Annotated in this window: 1 protein-coding gene (cut by a window edge); it reads right to left on the bottom strand. The window is 74.3% G+C overall.

From position 1 onward, the window contains the following. Positions 1-52 precede the first annotated feature (52 nt). The coding region annotated (locus ACWD04_RS17735) for a lonely Cys domain-containing protein (protein WP_451132858.1) crosses the window boundary (this coding region is incomplete at its 5' end): on the bottom strand, positions 53-17,597 show 17,545 of its 32,375 nt. 14,830 nt of the annotated region lie beyond the right edge of the window.

Here is a 17,597-nt window from a genome sequence, read left to right as displayed (position 1 = left end):
TCCACGCCGGGCGGATGCCCGGCTCGCGGAGGAAGACAACGAAGACATCTCATCACCGGTGCGCGCTGTCGTCGTTCCCTGCCCCCGTTTCGCCGGGATTCCCGGCCTGGTCGGCCTTCTCGGCCTCCAGCTCGGCCAGCACAGCCCGTGCGTGCTCGTCCGGGAACAGCCCGTCCCGGGCGACGAAGGCCCGCAGCTCCTCCTCGGTCAGCGGGTAGGCGTCCCAGTACCGGCCCCAGTTGTTCACGTAGACCGAGGCAGCCGTGCGGTCACTCTCGTCCAGGGCGTGCTGGGCGCCGGTCATGACCTCGTGGAAGCTGTGGTGGCCCACGCCCACCAGCACGCTCACCAGTCCGGCCCTGATCAGGCCGAGATCCACGGGCACGCCCGCGAGCCGGGTGAGCCGGGCCACATGCGTGATGATCCGGTAGGCACTGCCCGAGGTGCCGGTCATCACCAGACCGCCGGAGTCCTCGGAACGTGCCTGGAAGTCGGCGGCCATCGGCAGCGTGTCCGTCAGCCCGGCGGGCGACCAGAGCAGGACCCCGTCCCGGACCGCGAGGCGCCGTTCGGCCGGGCTCAGTGCGGGCCGGACCTCGTGGGGCCGCAGATGTGTCCGCAGCAGCGCGTCCAGCTCCTCCATCTCCTGTTCCTCGTCCTCGGGGTCCAGGTCCGCCGCGTAGAGTTCGGCACGCTCGCGCTCGTAACGCTTGAGCTGCTCGCTCCGGTGCCGGTCACGGCGCTCCAGTCCGATCACCGGATGCTGCGGCTCGACGCCTCCCATGAGGTACGGGACGAGGTCCCTCGCCACGCCGTTGAACAGGAACGTCACCCGCTCACGCAGGTTGCCGGACTCCACCACCCGCGCGAGTTTGTCGTACGAGGTCCCGACGGATCCGGCGGCCTCGCCGTTCCTGCTGCCGAACTGCCGGTAGTCCGTACGGTTGTGCAGAGCGATCGCCCAGAACGCCCGCACGACCTTGCCGAACTCGTCGTTGACCTGCTGGTTGTCGCCCAGGTACGCGGCGAGCCGCTGCTCGAAGTCAAGGGCCTCCTGCGCGTAGCGGACGCGTGCCAGGGCCCAGGGAGGCGCGGCGAGTTGACCGCCCTGGTCCTCGGACTCCGAGGAGTCCCCCGGCCGGGCGTCCCGTCGGGAGCCCCCCGGTACCGGGGTGGCCTCGCGGTCCGTGGACGGCTCCCGGCCCCGCGACGGCCGGGGCGCCGGATCGTCGTCCGAGTCGGAATCGTCGCCCCGCGACAGCAACGGCCGCGGATCGTCGTCCGAATCCGAATCCGAGTCCAGGGACAGCGCAGGGAACGATTCGAGCACCTGGCCGGCGGTCGGGCCCGCGAAGTCCGCGTCCACGACGGACGCCCCGCCGCTTCCGGTGTGCGGCGCGAAGTGCGGGTTGGCGACGTACGGTCCGACCGGCATCCCGTACGCCATCGGCTGCACGCCACGGATGTACCGGCGGTCGATGCCTCCGGGGAAGAGCACCTCCTCCTGGTCGGGGAAGGGCGAGGCCAGACCCAGGGTGGCGTTCACGTCGATGCCGCCGGGGACCTGCATGTCGTAGCGCCAGCGGTAGCGGCGGTGCAGGGCGGCCGCCCCCATGGGGTTCGCGCGGGCGCTGTCGCGCACATAGTCACGGTTCGCGGTCGCGCTCGCGAAGACGGTGTTCGGGACCAGGGCGCTGCCGCCGTAGACGTGGTCGATGAGGTGCACCATCTCGGGGCCGTACGGCTTGAGCCCCTCGCGGAAGACCTGCTCGGGACCGTCAGGACTGAAGCGGAACAGCGGGGCGTCGTGGTCACGCCACAGCGCGTCGGGGAGCGTGCTGCCTGCCAGCGCGGCCGGGTCGGCGGCGACGACGGCCGGGTCGACGGGCGGGGTCGGGCTCACCGGTCCGGTGGCGGGCCAGCCGATCGGCACGGGCTCGGCGCCCTGCTCGTTCGCGGTGGAGGGCTCCGTCAACAGGCGGGAGGAGGCGACGAGTCCGCGACCGGGCAGGTACCAGTCCCAGGCCGGGCCCTTGGAGTACACCCGCCCGGCCATGTCGGTGACTCCACCGGCGGACGGGCCGTCGGAGTTGTACTCGCCGCGCAGTCCGAGCGACGGTATCTCGGCCACGAACACGTGGAAGTCCGGATCGTCCTGGCCGTAGCCCCACACCGTGTGGCGGTCGGTGGCGGCGGCGACGGGGAAGGCCTCCAGCGTCTCCTCGTACCGCCCGTCGAACTGCCCGTCCGCCGAATAGGGCAGGACCTGCTGCCCCGCCGAAGCCGTGCCGGTGCCGGGCGCGGTGCTCGCGTTCCACTCGGCGCTCTGCGCAGGGTTCACCGAGCCCGGACGGACGGACGGTTCGGCGGACGGCATGCGCGGCACGGTCCGATGCCAGGCGCCGGGCCGCCCCGCGTCCTGAGCGAGGGCCGACACGACGCCCGGCCGCTTCGCACTGCCCTCGGACACCGTGAACGCGCCGTCGTAGCTCCATACGGTCCGGTCGTTCGTGACGGAGAAGTGCTGCTGCGCGCGCAGCTGCCCTGTTCCGATTCCGGGCACCAGCAGGGCCAGGGGGCGGTGGTGGTCGGTCAGCGAGAGATCCGGGTCGGACTCCAGCAGTGCGAAGAGCTCCGGCACGGTGACCTGCACGGTGCCGCCCGGCAGCCGCAGGACCACCGCGCCGGCGTCGTCCGTCTCCGCGTACACGAAGTACGGGGCGGCGGCGCCCTGCTGGGCCCACGGGGCGAACTCCAGCGAGCCGGTGTTCCCGGCGGTGCCGGTCCTGTCGGCGTACAGGCGGGAGGGCTCCAGCCCGCCGGGAGTCTGCGTGGGGCCCCAGTTGCGGCCCTGGAGGGGGCCGCCGGGCGTGCGGATCCGGCCCTCGTCGGCGAACGCACCCAGCGTCTCCAAGTGGAAGACGGCCAGTTCGTCCGGGTGGCCGGAGTCCCGTCCGGTGGCGAAGGCCTGTTCGGTCAGCTCCCTCAGCCGGGCTTCCGTGGACGCGTCCCACGTGGCGTCGGCGGGCAGGTGGAGCGCCGCACGCCCCAGTTCCGCCCGTTCCGCGGATGTCCTGGCGTCCAGCAGCCGTGCGGCGCCGGTCATCGCCCACAGCGCGCGGGCGTACGCGCGCGGCGTGAGCGGACCGGCGGACATCCGCAGCACCGCTCGCACCGCGGCGTCACCGCCTGTGGCGAGCCGGTCCATCGCGGCCCGCAGCGCGGGCGCGTCCCACACGGCCGTGAGCGCCGCGTCCCGTGGCGCGGCCAGGGCGCGGTCGAGCACGGCCTCGAAGTCGGCCGGTCCGGGGGCGGACCCGCCGGGCGTCGGCGCGAGGAGCTGCCACAGCTCCATGCGCAGCGGGGTGAGCGCGCCCAGTTCCGGGTCGTTCGCCCGCAGTGTCTCCAGGGCGCCGATGCCGCGCAGCAGCCGCTCGTAACGGCCGCCCGGCACACCGCGGTCGTCCTCGACCTCGTTGCCGAAGACCTGCCTCAGCGCCCGTACCAGTCGCAGGGCGCGCGGCCCCTCGTCGTCCCAGGCGGGAAGGCCGCTGGGACGCGGGAGGGGGCGCAGGCCGGCCGCCTCGGTCACCTCCGCCGTCCTGTCGACCGGTTCGGGCCGGAAGGTCTCCATGCGTGCCAGGGTTCCGTCGGGCGTCGCGGCGAGCAGCCGCATGGTGTCGTTGTAGCCGGTCCTGCCGGTGGCGGCGGTGGTGGTGCGCCCGCTGTGGTTGGCGGCGTGCTGCGCGAGTGCGACCTCCTCCAGGGGGTCCTCGACGAGCGGCGCGGGCCTGATGAGGGACTGCTCGCGCAGCGGGTCGCCCGCCACTCCGCCGTAACAGCTCGCGACGTGCAGTTCGTCGCCGGCCGCCCGCTCGACCACCTCGGGCAGCCCGCCGATGTAGCGTCCGCCGTCCTCGGCGCCGAGGAGCAGCACCCGGCCTTCCTTGCTGACCAGCTTCAGCCCGCCGGGTACGCCGTGGGCGTGGAAGGTGTAGACCGACGCCTCCGGGTCCGGGGCGGTCTCCTCGGCGCCGACCGTGTGGAACGTGTCGCCGAGGCGGAGCACGTGCGCGCGCTCACGCATGCCCCGGTACAGCCTCAGCCGTCGCTCCCGCAGCCGCCTGCGGCCGTCGTCCGGCATCGACTCGCGGCCGTCGAAGCGGTGGTCCGCCCCGACCAGGGGGCGGGTCTCCACGTCGCTGTCCCGGAACCGGATGCCGTCCACCGTGACCCACTCGCGGTCCGTGGCCGGGCCGGTTCCGTCCGATGGCGGGTCGAAGGGCACCCAGTCGCCGTACGCGTCGTCCGGGTGGGAGTCGACGAGCGAGAGCACGTGGACGTCCGGCCCGGCGGCAGTCACGTCGGCCGTGGCCCCGGCCTCGGGGCCCATGAGACGTCCGTCGCCGCTGGGCGCCCAGACCCTGCGGCCCAGCCGCTCCGCCACGGCCCGTGCCAACTGGCCGTACTGGGCACCCGCGTACGGGCTCGCCAGCACGACCGGGACGTCGGGCGGCAGCGACGCCAGTACGGGATCGGCTGCCAGCAGGTCGGCCAGCGCCTGCGGTCCCAGCTCCCGGTCGTCGGTGAAGACGGCCTCGTCGTAGCCGCTGTCGGCCGCGACCACATAGGCCCCGGCCCCCCACGGTGACGCCTCCTCGGAGACCTTCCGCAGCTCGCCGCCCCGCTGTTCGTGGAGCCGCGTCCGCGAGGCGTCGACGCTCCTGATGCCGGAGCCGGTCCAGTCGCGCCCGCGCGGAGCGCCCTGGGCGTCGCTCATCAGTGTGGCGCCGGACAGCAGCGGGTCCGAGGCCGCGTCGACAACTCCTGCGGACGGAAGTGAGTCCGTGGACCACGACTCGGACGTGTCCGAGGAGGAGACGGGCGAGGCCGGGGCCGAAGCCGCCCCGGGCGCCGGGGCGAAGGCCCAGTCGGGGTCGGACCGCAGCGTGCGCGGCGGCAGGGCGCCCTGCGGTCCGGTGTCCGCAGCCGGGTCCGGAGTCGTGGCGCCCCGTCCGGTGGACCGGGGCACCGGCGCGGGGAGCGTGCGGGGCGCGTCCTTGGGCGCGGTGTACTGGACCGGGCGCGCCTCGTTCCAGACGCCGCCCCCCGGCACACCTCCCATGACGGCCGAGTGGGGCATGGTCAGCACCGGCTGCCCGGAGTCGCCGGTGCCGGAGAGGTCCGCCGGGAAGTCGGTCCACCACACGGTGCGGCCCAGCCGCTGGGCGAGCCGCTCGGCTACGTCGCCTGCGTCGGCGGACGGTCCCGTGAACGCCAGGACGACGGGGGTGGTCAGTCCCCTGCGCATCAACGAGCGGTCGTGGGCGAGCAGTTCCACGAACTCGCGGGTGGGCACGCTGGACGTCTCACCGTCGTAGGTCAGTCGGAGGAGTTCCGGGTCGTGCGCGTCCGGAGCGACCTGCACCAGGTACGGGACCCGCCTGCCCCCGCCCTGCGCCCACGGCGCGTCCGCCACCACGGCGGGCGTGCGGAACTGCGTCAGGTCCACGTACGACTGCGGCTGTCCGCCGGTGAAGTCGCGGCCGGTCCCGCGGGCGCTGCCCTGCACCGCGCGCAGACCGGTGGTGGTGTACGCCCCCGACTCCTCCAGGCCGTACGCCGCCGCCACATGCGGGTCGGATGCCTGGCGGCCCACCGCGAAGGCGCGGGTGAGCAGGTCGAGTGCGTCCTCGCGCCCGACGGCGTCCGGCCACGAGCCGGGGCTCAGATGGAGGACCTGCGCGACGAACGCGTCCTGGTCCGGGCCGGGCGTGGGCAGCGTCTCCTCGGCCTTGACCCGGGCCCAGAAGATGCGCGACCGTTCGGTCTCGCCGACCGCGTCGGCGTCGATGTCCAGGGCGGTGGCGACCTCCTCCTCGGGGTCGGCGTCCCGCATCCACCGGGCGGCTGCCTCCACGGCCGGCAGCTCCACGAAGGCGGCCAGCGGGTCGCCGGGCCACATCGTCCACTGCTCGGCGGCGGCGGCCAGCACACGGCGGGTGACCTCCTGGTTCACACCGGATGCGGCATCGGGGTGCGCCTCGACCACCCGTCGCAGGAGGTCCAGCGTGAACGGGCCGGCGGTGTCGAAGTCGGAGTCTCCGCGCCACATGTGATCCACCGCCGCGGCACCGCGCAGCAGATCGCCGAAGTCGGACGCGTCGTCCACCTCGTGCCCGAACGTGAGCCGCAGCGCCCGCACCAGGCGCAGTGTCCTCGTGCGCGTCTCCTCCGTGTCGTGTCCGTGGACCGGGCCGGATCCGGCGACCTCGGCCAGGCGGTCCAGTGCGGAGCCCGAGGGCTCCGGCCGGAACAGGTCCCATGCCCGGTGCCGCCCCTGCGCGTCGGCGAACAGCGTGCGCGAGTACCGGCCGTTGTCCGACCGCGTCCCCTGCGAGCTGTAGGCCAGGCGAACGGTGCGTCCCGTGGTGTTCGCCAGGTGCTGCCCCATGGACACGTCGCGCAGCGGGTCGGGGACGAACGGGCCGGGGAAGGCGTCGCTCACGCTGTCCGGGGCCGGCACGGCGCTGTCCTTGGGCGCTCCGCTCCAGCAGACCACGAGGTCGATCCAGTGGTCCTCGGGCAGGCTCGCCAGGCTCTTGCGGCGCTTGAGCCACGGTCCGGCCTCCCGCTCGTCGACCGTCCGGACGGTGCCGTCCCGCAGCGCCAGTTGGAGGCGGCCGGGTTCACCGTGCAGGTCCAGGCGGTAGGCGGTGTCCTCCGGGCCCGGGCGTGGCAGGTCGTGCTCCTGGGACATCCTGTCCGTGGCCGGGTAGTAGTGCACGAACGTCGTCATCCGGTCGAGATGGCGGCCCTCGTTCTCGAAGTCCTTCGCGTACTCGGCGGGGTGGTGCGAGGCGCGCCCGATCTGCTTCCCGCTCAGTGCGCTGACGATGGGCCGGGTGACCACGTCGCGGTGCCAGTCCGGTGTGTCGTCGTCGGGGTCGGGCGCCAGGCCGGGCTCGCTCGCGATCCAGTCGCCCTGCGGGACGCCGGGACGCCGGACGGTGTCGATGGTGCTCGCCGCGCCGGGCGCCGAGCTGAGCATCGCCTCGCCGCTGTGGGCCCATACCGTCAGACCGGTGCGGTCCGCGAGCGTGCGCGGCAGATCGAGGTAGCCGTCCCCGGCGAAGGGGATCGCCAGCACGATCGGGGTGCCCTGCGCGAGCTTCTCCCGTGCCACGTCCGCCGCGACCAGCTCCACGAACTCGTCGACGTCCAGCTCACGCGTCGAGCCGTCCGGCAGCCGTGCCTCCACCCGGTCGTGCCCTCCGTCGGCGGCCACGACGTACGGGGTCACGCCCTGCGGCCAGGGGGTCCTCCCCGTGTCGAGGACGTCGTACGAGCCGGACGGCGCGTCCTCCAGTACGTCGCCGTGGGCGGTGTCGAGCTCCGCGACGTCGTCCTCGTCCCAGTTGAGTCCCGGTACGCGGCGGCCGTGGACGGTGAAGTGGTGTGCGCGGCCCGGCGCCCTCACGCCCAGCTCGGTGAGACGGAAGGCACCCAGCGCGGCGAGGCTGGTCGCCGCACCGGCCGCTGTGGCCCGTTCCACCAGCGCGAACAGCTCCGCGCGCAGGTCCGGTCCGGTGCTCGCGCCGGAGTCCAGGTGCAGTACGCGGCGGGCGAGCGCGTCCACGTCCAGCGGACGGTCGCGCAGCGCCGGGACGTGGCGCCGCAGGGCGTCCAGCGTCTGCACCGCCGCCGCGTCCGGCGGCTGGGATATGCCGATCGTGGCCTGCCGCCCCAGCTCGGCCCGGGTCACGCCGTCGAGCGCCCCCGTGCCCACCCAGTCACCGGGGGCCCGTGTCACGCTCCTCGCCCCGACCGAGAAGTCCTCGGCGGTCAGACGCGGTTCGCCGGCGGCGCGGTCCTTCTGGAGGTCGTCCAGCGAGCGGGCCAGCAGCCGCTCGAAGAGGGTGCGCGCGGCCTGCGCGCGCCGCCTGCCCGCCGAGGCCTGCTCGTTGACGTGCGCCGAGCTGTCCGTCCGGCGCGCGTCGGCGCCGTAGCCGGTGACGATGACGCGGGGCAGCGCCGCGCCGGCCCGCTGGTTGCGCAGCCCGGCGGCGGCCACCTGGGACGCCAGCCGGCGCAGGGTGTCCGCACCCTTCACGGACGGGGCCGTCTCCCCGGGCCCGTACGCCACGAGGGCGCGCGTCGGCAGGGCGGGCAAGGGCCGGGCCGCCTGCGGAGCGGCCGGGGCGGTGTACACCGGCGAGGTGAGCGTCGGCACCGACGTCATCTCCACGCCCTGCATGGGGTCTCCGGCCGAGGAGCGGGGCTTCACGGCGGAGGTCGCCGCCGCATCGACGACGGGCGGTGCGGCGCTCGCGGCCGTGGGGCTCTTCCCGGGCGACGGCGCCGCGGGCAGCGGCGGCTCGACGGGGCGCGGGCCCTCCTGGGTCCCGGCGCGGTCGACGGGCCGCGCCTCCTTCCAGTCAGCGACCGTCGGACTGGTCAGGGTGATCAGCGAGTCGACGAGCGTGGGCACCGCGAAGCCTACGTCGTCCTTGCCGGACAGGTTTGCCGGGAACGGGCTCCACCACACGCTGCGGCCCAGCCGCTGGGCGATCACGTCCGCGACGCCGGACGCCGGACCGCCGAGACCGGTCAGCATCAGGAGGACGGGGACGGCCAGCTTCTTTCGGTTCAACTCCACGTCCGCTGCGAGCAGTTCGGCGAACTCCACGGCCGTCACCTCGTAGGAGGCACCGTCGAAGTTCACCTGGACGCGGCTGTCGTCCAGGAAGCCCACGTCCGCCAGGACCAGGTGCGGGACGGGCTTGTCCTCACCGTAGGCGTCCTGCCCGGCCCACGGGGCGTCGGTGAGTCCGCCCGGGGTCCGGAACCTACCCAGTTCCGGCTGGGTACCCGACCCGTCCGCCCAGTCCCGGCCGCCGCCCGTGGCGGACCCCATGGTCGTGGCCGGCGCGGGCCGGCCGAAGGCGCCGCGGGTCTCCAGGTCGTACGCGGCTGCCACGTCCGGGGCCGTCATGTTCCGGCCCGCCGCGAAACCACGGGTCAGCACCGTCAGTGCCTCGCCGCGCAGCGTGTCGTTCACGTCGACGCCGGGATCGAGGTGCCGGATCCACGACGTGAGGGCGTCCGCGTCCGGACCGGCCAGCGTCTCCTCGGCCTTGACCCGCGCCCAGAACATCCGCGCCCGCTCGGCATCGCCCACGTCGTCGGGACCGGAGAGCTTCAGGGCGGCGACGGCCGCCTCGTCCACCACCACGGTGTCCTGCAGCCACCGGGCGGCGGAGCGCAGCACCGGCAGGGCGACGAACCCGCTCACCGGCAGGGAGGGTCCGTTCTGCCACGCCTGTGCGGCTGCGGCCAGTACGCGGCGGGTGACCTGACGGTCCACCCCGGAAGCGGCCTCCGCGTGGGCGGCGATCACCCGGCGCAGCAGGTCCGGTGAGAACGGGCCGGTCCTGCCGAGGTCCGGATCGGAGTGCCACATGTTGGCGAGCGCACCGGCTCCACGGATGAGGGCCGCGAAGTCGGCGGCGTCCTCCACGTCGTGGCCCAGGAGCAGCTTCAGGGCCCGCACCAGGCGCAGCAGTTCGGCCCGGCTCCGCGGCGACGGCTCGCCCGTGAACCCGGCCAGTGCCCCCAGCCGGTCCAGCTCGGCCTCGCCGGGCTCCGGGCGGCTGGTGTCCCACCACCACCGCTGTCCGCTCGCATCGGTGAACAGCACCCGCACGGGGTCGTCCTGGTAGGTGAAAGCTGCCTGCAGGGCGTGGGACAGACGGACCGTGCGCCCGGTGACGTTCGCCAGATGCTGCCCCAGGGAGAGGGCGTCGTCCGAGAGCGGATCGGCGGCGAACGGTACGGGGAAGGAGTCGCCGGCCTGGGTGAGGTCCTGCACGGCACCGTCCTGCGGGGCCGAGGAGTAGCAGACCACCATGTCGATCCAGTGGTCCTCGGGCAGGCTCGACAGGCTCTTGCGCCGCCGTAGCCACTCCCCCGCCTCGTGCCGGTCGGCCGTCCTCGCCCCGCCGTCGGCCAGGGGCAGCTCCAGACTGCCGGGCAGACCGTGGCCGGCCAGGTGGTACGCCTTGTCCTTCGGCCCCGGGTCCGCCAGCGGGAGCTTGGCGGAGTACGTGCCGGTGGCACGGTTGAAGTGGACGTACAGCGTCATCTGGTCGAGACGGCTGAAGTGGTCCTCGCGCGACGACTCGGTGAGCTCGCCGGGCTGGTGCAGACTGCGGCCGATCTGCCGCCCGGTCCGTGCGCTCACGATGGGCTGGGACAGCACGTCGCGATGCCAGTCCGGGGCGCCGTCGTCCGCGTCGGGCGCCAGGCCGGGCCGGACCGGGACCCACGAGCCGTGGGGCATCCCGTCCCGCTGGATCACGGCGATGGTGTTCGACCCCGCCGGATCGGGGTTGCGCCGCGCCAGGCCGCTGTGCGCCCACACGGTGCGGCCGGTGCGCTCCGCGAGCTTGCGCGGCAGTTCCAGATACCGGTCGCCGGTGAACGGGACGGCCAGCACGATCGGGGCCGCAGCCGGCAGGCCCGGCAACGCCGGGTCGGCGGCGACCAGTTCGGCGAACTCGTCGGGGTCGAGGTCCCTCGTCGTTCCGTCGGGCAGCCGTGCCGTCACCGTGTCGTGGCTGCCCTCGGCGAGGACGGTGTACGGGGTCGTGTCCCACGCCCAGGGGGCGAAGTCCGTCATTCCGCTCGGAGCGAACCCGCCCGCCTGATCCTGCTGGAGGTGGTCCACGAACAGGCTTTCCAGTTCGGCGACATCGGACCCGGCCCAGTTCAGGCCCGCCAGCCGGTCGCCTCCCATGGTGACGTACCGGGCGCGGCCCGCGGCAAGTACGCCCTCTTCCTCCAAGGCGTACGCCGTGAGGGAGGCCAGGCTGCCCGCCCGCCCGGCCGCGAGCGCCCGTTCGACCGTCGTGTAAAGGTCCCTGTGCATCTCCGGATCGACGAGCACGGACGGGCCGAGGCGTCGCACTCGCCGGGTGACCGCGTCCGGATCGAACTCCCCGGCGCGCAGCGTGCGGTCGTCGCGGCGCAGCGCGTCCAGGGTCTCGACCGCCGCCGCGTGCCCCGGCGACGTGAGGCCGATGGTGGCCTGCCGGCCCAGGTCCGCGCGGCTCACCGGATCGGACATGGCCGCGGTGCCGTTCCGGCCGGGCAGGCGCGCACGGCCGCGCGACGTGATCTTGAAGTCCCTCGCGGACAGTCGCGTCCGCCCTTCCGGCAGGCTCGTCTGGAGGGCGCGCAGCGCGTCGTCGAGCTTCCCCACGAACAGGTCACGCGCGGTCCGCGCGCGCCGGTCACCCCTCTGCCGGGCGGCCTGTTCCCGCTGCTGCGCGGTGCCGGTCTGGCGGGCGTCGGCACCGTACCCGGCGATATCGATCTTCGGCAGCGGTACCCGCGTACGCAGGTTGCGCAGACCGGCCTTCGCGACCTGGAACGCCAGTCGTTCGACGCTCTCCTCCGTGCCGGCCGAGGGACGCGTCTCACCTTGGGCGTACGTCACGAGGCTCAGCCGGGGCAGGGGGGCGAGCGGCCGCGCGGACGCGGCGGTCACCGGCGCGGCGAACACCGGATGACCGTCGGCCGTGTCCAGCGCGGTCATGTCCGGGCCGGTGAGCTCAAGACCGGTCATGTCGACGTCGGTCGTGTCCGGACCCGTCAGGCCCAGGTCGGCGAGGTCAGTTCCGGTCAGGTCGAAGTCGAAGTCGAAGTCGAAGTCGCCTGCCTCGAGGTCGTTCCAGGCCGACGGGTCGAAGTCACCGAAGTCGATCGTGCCCAGATCGATGTCGTCCAGCATCGACATGTCGAAGTCGGTCATGTCGGCGTCGGTCCCCGACTGGGCTGCCGGGACCGGCACCGGTTCCGTGCCGGTCCCGGGAGCCGGGGCGGGTTCCGTGACGGGAGCGGTCCAGCGCGGCCGCAGGTCCAGGCCGGAGCGCAGGGTGTCGGCCAGCTCCGTGGCGGAGGCCGGTGCGGCCCCGGTGCCGGTCCCCGTCTCCAGCAGGTGGCCGGCGACCCGGCGCACCGCGTCGCGGAAGCCGTCACCGGCGTACCGGGAGTCGGCGAGGACGTCGTGCGGCTCCGCCGGCAGCACCAGGGAGACGGCGCCGTCCCAGGCGCGGGTGGTGTCGGTCCCGTCCGCGCCCTCGGGTGCCGAGTCCGCGAAGCGGGCGTACGCCTGCGCCCACAGCCGCCGCGACGCGTTCGCGGCCACCGCGTCCATCGTGTCCGTCCAGGCGTCGGGCCGCGCCATCCGCACCCGCACCAGGTCCAGCGGCGACAGTTCACGCGCGGGCAGCCGGTCGTCGCCGCGCAGCATCATCTCGGTGCGCTGGCCGACGGAGGGCGTGATGCCCACGCCACCCAGCTCCTGCAGGCTGACGGTCTCGTCCTCGGTGGGCTGCGGCGGAGCGGGCGGCAGGTCCGCCTCGGTCACCTGGTCCGCGATCCACCGGCGTTCACCGGCGTCCCTCGGGACGGCCGGGGCCGCGTCGTCCCTGTCGGAGCCGGTGTTCCGCGCCGCTCCCAGCTCGTACGGAGCGACGCCCAGGGTCCACAGCCGCGCCTCCGCGTCCTCCAGCCGGTGGCGCGCCTCGTCGACCCCGGCCCAGGCGTCCGTCACGGCCGTCTCGTCACCGCTGATCCGCTCCGTCGTCGCCGCTTCGGCGGTGGCCTCGCCGAGCGCGGTCAGTGTCTGTGCGTGGGCGCCCCAGGCCGCGTCGTGTTCCGTGGTGACATCGGCCACCACGGCCTCACGGGGTGACGCCGAGTTGGTCGCCGTCGCCGTGGGCGTGGTGCCGGAGCCGTCGCCCTCGGGGGTCGTGATCCGCCCCCAGCCGCCCGCCGTGGCCGGCTGCCCGTCCGGGCCCGGCAGCACCGCGACGGTGAACGTTCCGGTCGTCGGGTCGTGATGGAGCGTGGTGGCGCCGCTGGTGGCCCACCAGTTCCGGGCCGAGTTCCGGGCGCCCTCGCCCGGGATGCTGCCCTCGACGGGCCGCGCGCCGGACGGCCTGCCGTGCGGCACCACCGCGATGACCTCGGCGTATCCGTTCTCGGAAAGCAACTCCGGGTCTCGGAAGACCAGTTCGCCGAACTCGAGTGGCGGCACCGTTCCCTGTATCCGCAGCCCTTCGGCGTCACCGTCGGCGACGTACACGAAGGGCCTCGGGCGGTGCGGGTCGGCCGTCCAGGGCGCGGGCTCGGTGCCGACGGGCACGAGCGAGCCGTCGGGCGCGTACCCCAGCAGCGTCACGACGCTGTGGTCGAACGTGCCCTGCGGCCGTGATGTGCCGTCCAGCGCCCGGCCCCAGGCGGTGCCCTCGTCGTCCGTCAGCAGTCTGTCGTCCTCCAGTGCCCCCTGCTGTTCCAGGTGGTAGGCGGCCACCTCGTGGAGCTGCCACGGGTTCCGGCCCGCAGCCGCAGCCTGCCGCGCCAGGAGGACGGCGTCGCCGAAGGACGCCGGGGCGGGGGCGGGCAGATGCAGCACCGCGGCGGCGAACGCGCCCCGGTCCGGCAGGGCGGCCGTCATCGTGGCGGCGTTGAACGACGCCCACAGCAGACGCGACCACTCGGCCTCGCCGACCGGCGCCGTCGCGTCGAGCCCCAGGACCCGCCGGGCCACGGACTCGCGGTGGGGGGACGACGTGAGGCCCGCCACCATACGGGCCAGCTGCGGCAGGGCGATCCAGCTGGTCAGGGGGCCGTGCAGGCCCCGGTCCCACCGCTGCGCCGCTTCGGCCAGCAGGCTGTGGTGGCTCTCCGGAGCGAACTGCGGGACCGGCCCCAGCGGGAGCCCTCCCCCGTGATGCCCGGCCAGGATGTGCTCGTACAGGTCCAGGGTGAACTGACGTGCGCCGTCGCGGTTCAGGTCCGGATCGGCCTCGCGCATCAGGTCGAGGGCGCCGATGCCGCGCAGCAGCACCGGATACTCCGGGCTCTCGTCGACCGTGGGGCCGAAGATCTGGCGCAGCGCCCGGACCAGCCGCAGGGCCCGCTCCCGTGTCACCTCGGGGGCGGGTCCGGGGCCGTGATGCAGCCCGGCCTCGCGGGCCCGCCCGTCCAGCGCGTCACCGGTCGGCTCCGGCCGGAACATGACCCACGGGTGGACGCGGCCCCGCGCGTCGGTCTGGACGCTGAGGTACGCCTCCTGGTCACCGTTCCGCTGCACGACGGCGTTCACCAGGGAGGTCGCGAACACCGTGCGGCCCGTCTCGTTGGCCGTGTGCTGGGCGACCGCGACGTCCGCGAGCGGGTCGGGGGTGAACGGCAGCGGGCCCTCGATGTGCAGCCCGTGCATCTCACCGATGCCGGGAGTCGCCGCCGCGTAGCAGACGAGCAGCGCCACGGGGTGCTCGGGAGCGAGCGAGGTCAGGCTGCGGCGGCGGGCGAGCCTGCGGGCGAACTGCGGCCCGTCGTCCGTCCTCTCCCCCTCCGGGGTGTGCCACTTGACGGAGCCCGGCAGGCCGTGGTTGTTGGCGAAGTACGGTGCGGGCAGGTTGAGTTCGGCCCACGGCACGGGGTAGGTGACGCCCTTGGCGTCGTAGGCGGTGCGCTGGAACGCGTAGGACGTGACCTCTCCCAGCCGACTGTGCAACAGCGTTCGCGACCAGCCGCCGTCGGCCGAATCGGCGAGGTCCATCGAGATGTAGCCCGTGGACCGGTGGCCGTGGTGGGCGATGGAGAGGGCGCTGACATGATCGTCCGCCGCGTCGGCGGGCGAGGTGGGCGCCGTGGCCGGCGTGTTGGCGAACCACTGGCCCCGGGGCGCCTGCTTCTCCTCGTCCAGCAGCAGGACCACCGAGCGGTCCGGGGCGGCGGGGAGACGTCCGATGGCCGACCGGCCGGTGGTGGCCCACACCTCTCGGCCGAGCCGGTCGGCGAGCCCGCGCGGCAGGTCCAGGGACGCGGCGGTGGGCCGGGCGACGTGGAGCAGCAGCGGCCCCGGCCGGCCCGCCAGGTTCCGGTCGAGAGCCATCAGCTCGTGGAAGACCTCGGGCGGCACGGGGCGCGCGAACCCGCCGAGCCCACGCACCACGACCGCGTCGGTCCGGCCGTCGAGCAGCACGAGGTACGGATCGGGGTGGCCCGGCGTGGGCAGCCATGGCGCCGTCTCGGATCCGCTGTGGCCGGTCGTGCCGTCGGGGGCGCGGGAGATCCGGCCGGTGGTGCCCGGATCGAAGTCGGCCGGGAGAGGCCGGCCGAGCCAGTTCCAGCCGCGCGGGCGGCCCTGGGCGTCGGTGAGCCGGAAGTCCGGGTGGAACGCTCCGCGTTGGGCCAGGTAATGGGCGGACAGCGCGGCTGTGGTGCCGGCGCCGGCTGTGAACGGGGCCGTCACCAGCCGTACCAGGGCGCCACGCGCCGCGGCGTTCACCGTGTCAGCGGGGTCGAGCAGCAGCACCCGGCGGACCAGCGCATCCAGGTCCAGGAAGCCTCCGCGCAGCTCAGGGTCCGTCGTCCGCAGCCGGTCCAGCCGTTCCAGCCCCTCGGCGGCCCGTTCCCGGTCGACGCCGTCCAGGGCGCCCAGACCGTACAGCGCGTCGAGGACCGCGTCGCGGTGGCCCTCCGCCTCGTGGGGCGACACCTCCGGGGCCGTCGCGGCGGTGACCCGGTGCGTGGCGGGAGGGTTCGGCATCTGCGGCGCCGGGTGGTTGGGCTCGGTGGCGACGGGCCGGGTGTGGATCGGGCGGTGCGGGAGCGCGGTGCGGGTGCCGGTGCCGCCCTCACGCGTCACGGTACCCGGCTTCGGCTCCAGCTCGTCCAGCAAGGCCTGGGCGTGCTCGTCGGGGAAGAGCCCTTCCCGCGCGACGTTCTCCCGCAGCTCCTGCTCGTCGAGCGGATAGATGTTCCAGTACCGGCCCCAGTTGTCCGTGTAGTCGAGGGCCGGGTCGTGGCCGGGAACGTCGTTCAGCGCCAGCTGGGCGCCGCGCATCACCTCGTGGACGGTGTGGTGGCCCACCGTCAGCGAGATGGCCAGCATCCCGGCCCGGATCAGGCCGAGGTCCAGGTCGAGGCCCCACTGCTCCCGCATGCGGGCGGCGTGCAGCATGAAGCGGTACGTGGACCCGGCGGTGCCGGTCGCCACCAGACCGCCGGAGTCCTCGGAAAGCCCCTGGAATTCGGCGCTCATCGCGATGTCGTACACCGACGTCGCGGGCATCCAGGTCAGTCCCGCCTCGTCGACCGCGAACCGGCGCTCCGCCTCGCTCAGCGGCGGACGCGCGTCGTCCGGACGTGCCGGGTCCGCCACCGGCTGCGGCAGCTCCTTGATCGCGGCCTGCTTGTCCGCGAGGGTCATGTCCGACGCCTGGATCTCCGTGGCGCGCTGCATGTACGCGGCGTAGGTCTCCCGCTGCCGTCGGCTCGGCCGCTCCGCGGCGATGTCCGGATGCTGCTCCTCGGCGCCGCCGAGCATCTCCGGCACGAGATCACGGGAGATCCCCTCGTACAGGAACGCGACGAGCTCCCGCAGGTTCCCGCTCCTCACCACCCGCTGGAGTGCCTCGCGGGACGTGCCGACGACGCCCGCCTTGAACTTGCTGGTGTCGCCGAACGTCGCCAGCGTGCGCGGATACCGCCGGCGCGCCTCCGCCCACGCGGCACTCGCCATCTTCCGGAACTCAGCGGTCACCGCCTCGTGTTCGGCCAGGTACTCGCCCAGCCGCCTGTCGAAGGCGACGGACTCCTCGGCGTAGCGGATCCGCGCCAGGGCCCACGGGGGCGCCTCGCTGTTACCGCGCTCCCGGCTCGCCTGTGCGGAACGGCCCGTCGGCCGGGACCTGGCGCGCTCGGGGGCGGGTACGGGTTCGGCGGTCGCGGGCCCGGTGGCCGCGGACCCGTCCGGCCGCACGGGTGCGGGCTCCTCGGACCGGTCCGGCTCTCCGACGGGCGCGGTGTGCCGCGAGTGCCCCGGCGGGACCAGGCGCTGATCGTCGATCGCGATCGTCACCACGCGTCCCTGGTCCGGGTCGGTGGCACTGCGCACCCGCTTGGCGGTTCTGGTGAGACCGAAGTCCCGTACGCCGACGCGCGGCCCGCGCAGGCCGGTCTGGAAGGTGTCCAGAACCTGGGCCAGCCTGGCCGCGAGCGCCCTGGCGACGGCGTCGGCCCGCCTTTGGCCACTGGCCTGCGAGCGGTTGCCGTGCCCGGTGAGGGTGACCGCCGGCATCGGCAGGCCGTGGGCGCGGTTCCACAGCCCCGCGCGTGCCAGCGCCAGGGCCAGGCCGTCGATCGTGCCGTCCGCGTAGGCGGGGGTGTCGTGCTGCCCCTCCTCGAAGCGGACGGTGTGCTGGTGCCGGCGCGGCGCGTGGCCGTGCAGCACCACCGTCGTCAGCGGATTGGCCACCGCGGGCGAGGAGTCGGACAGCAGGGCCGCGTTGACCTCGTGCGCCGACTCGCCCGGCCGCTTGCTGTACGCCCGGAAGGACCACAGGTCCTTGCTGTCCATCACCGGCGCGGCGGCCAGGATCAGATCCCTCGCGCGGGAGCGCGCCCGGTCGGCCTCGTGCAGCGCCAACGCGTGCTCGGGCCGGTCCTCGTCGAAGTACCACAGCAGTTGCTCCGCCTCGTGGACACCGGCCAGGGCCCTGGCCGCCCGCGCGAAG

Source organism: Streptomyces sp. NPDC002911 (genome assembly GCF_053591835.1).
Note: the sequence above shows the minus strand (reverse complement) of the source record. Positions and strands in the feature narration are given on the sequence as shown.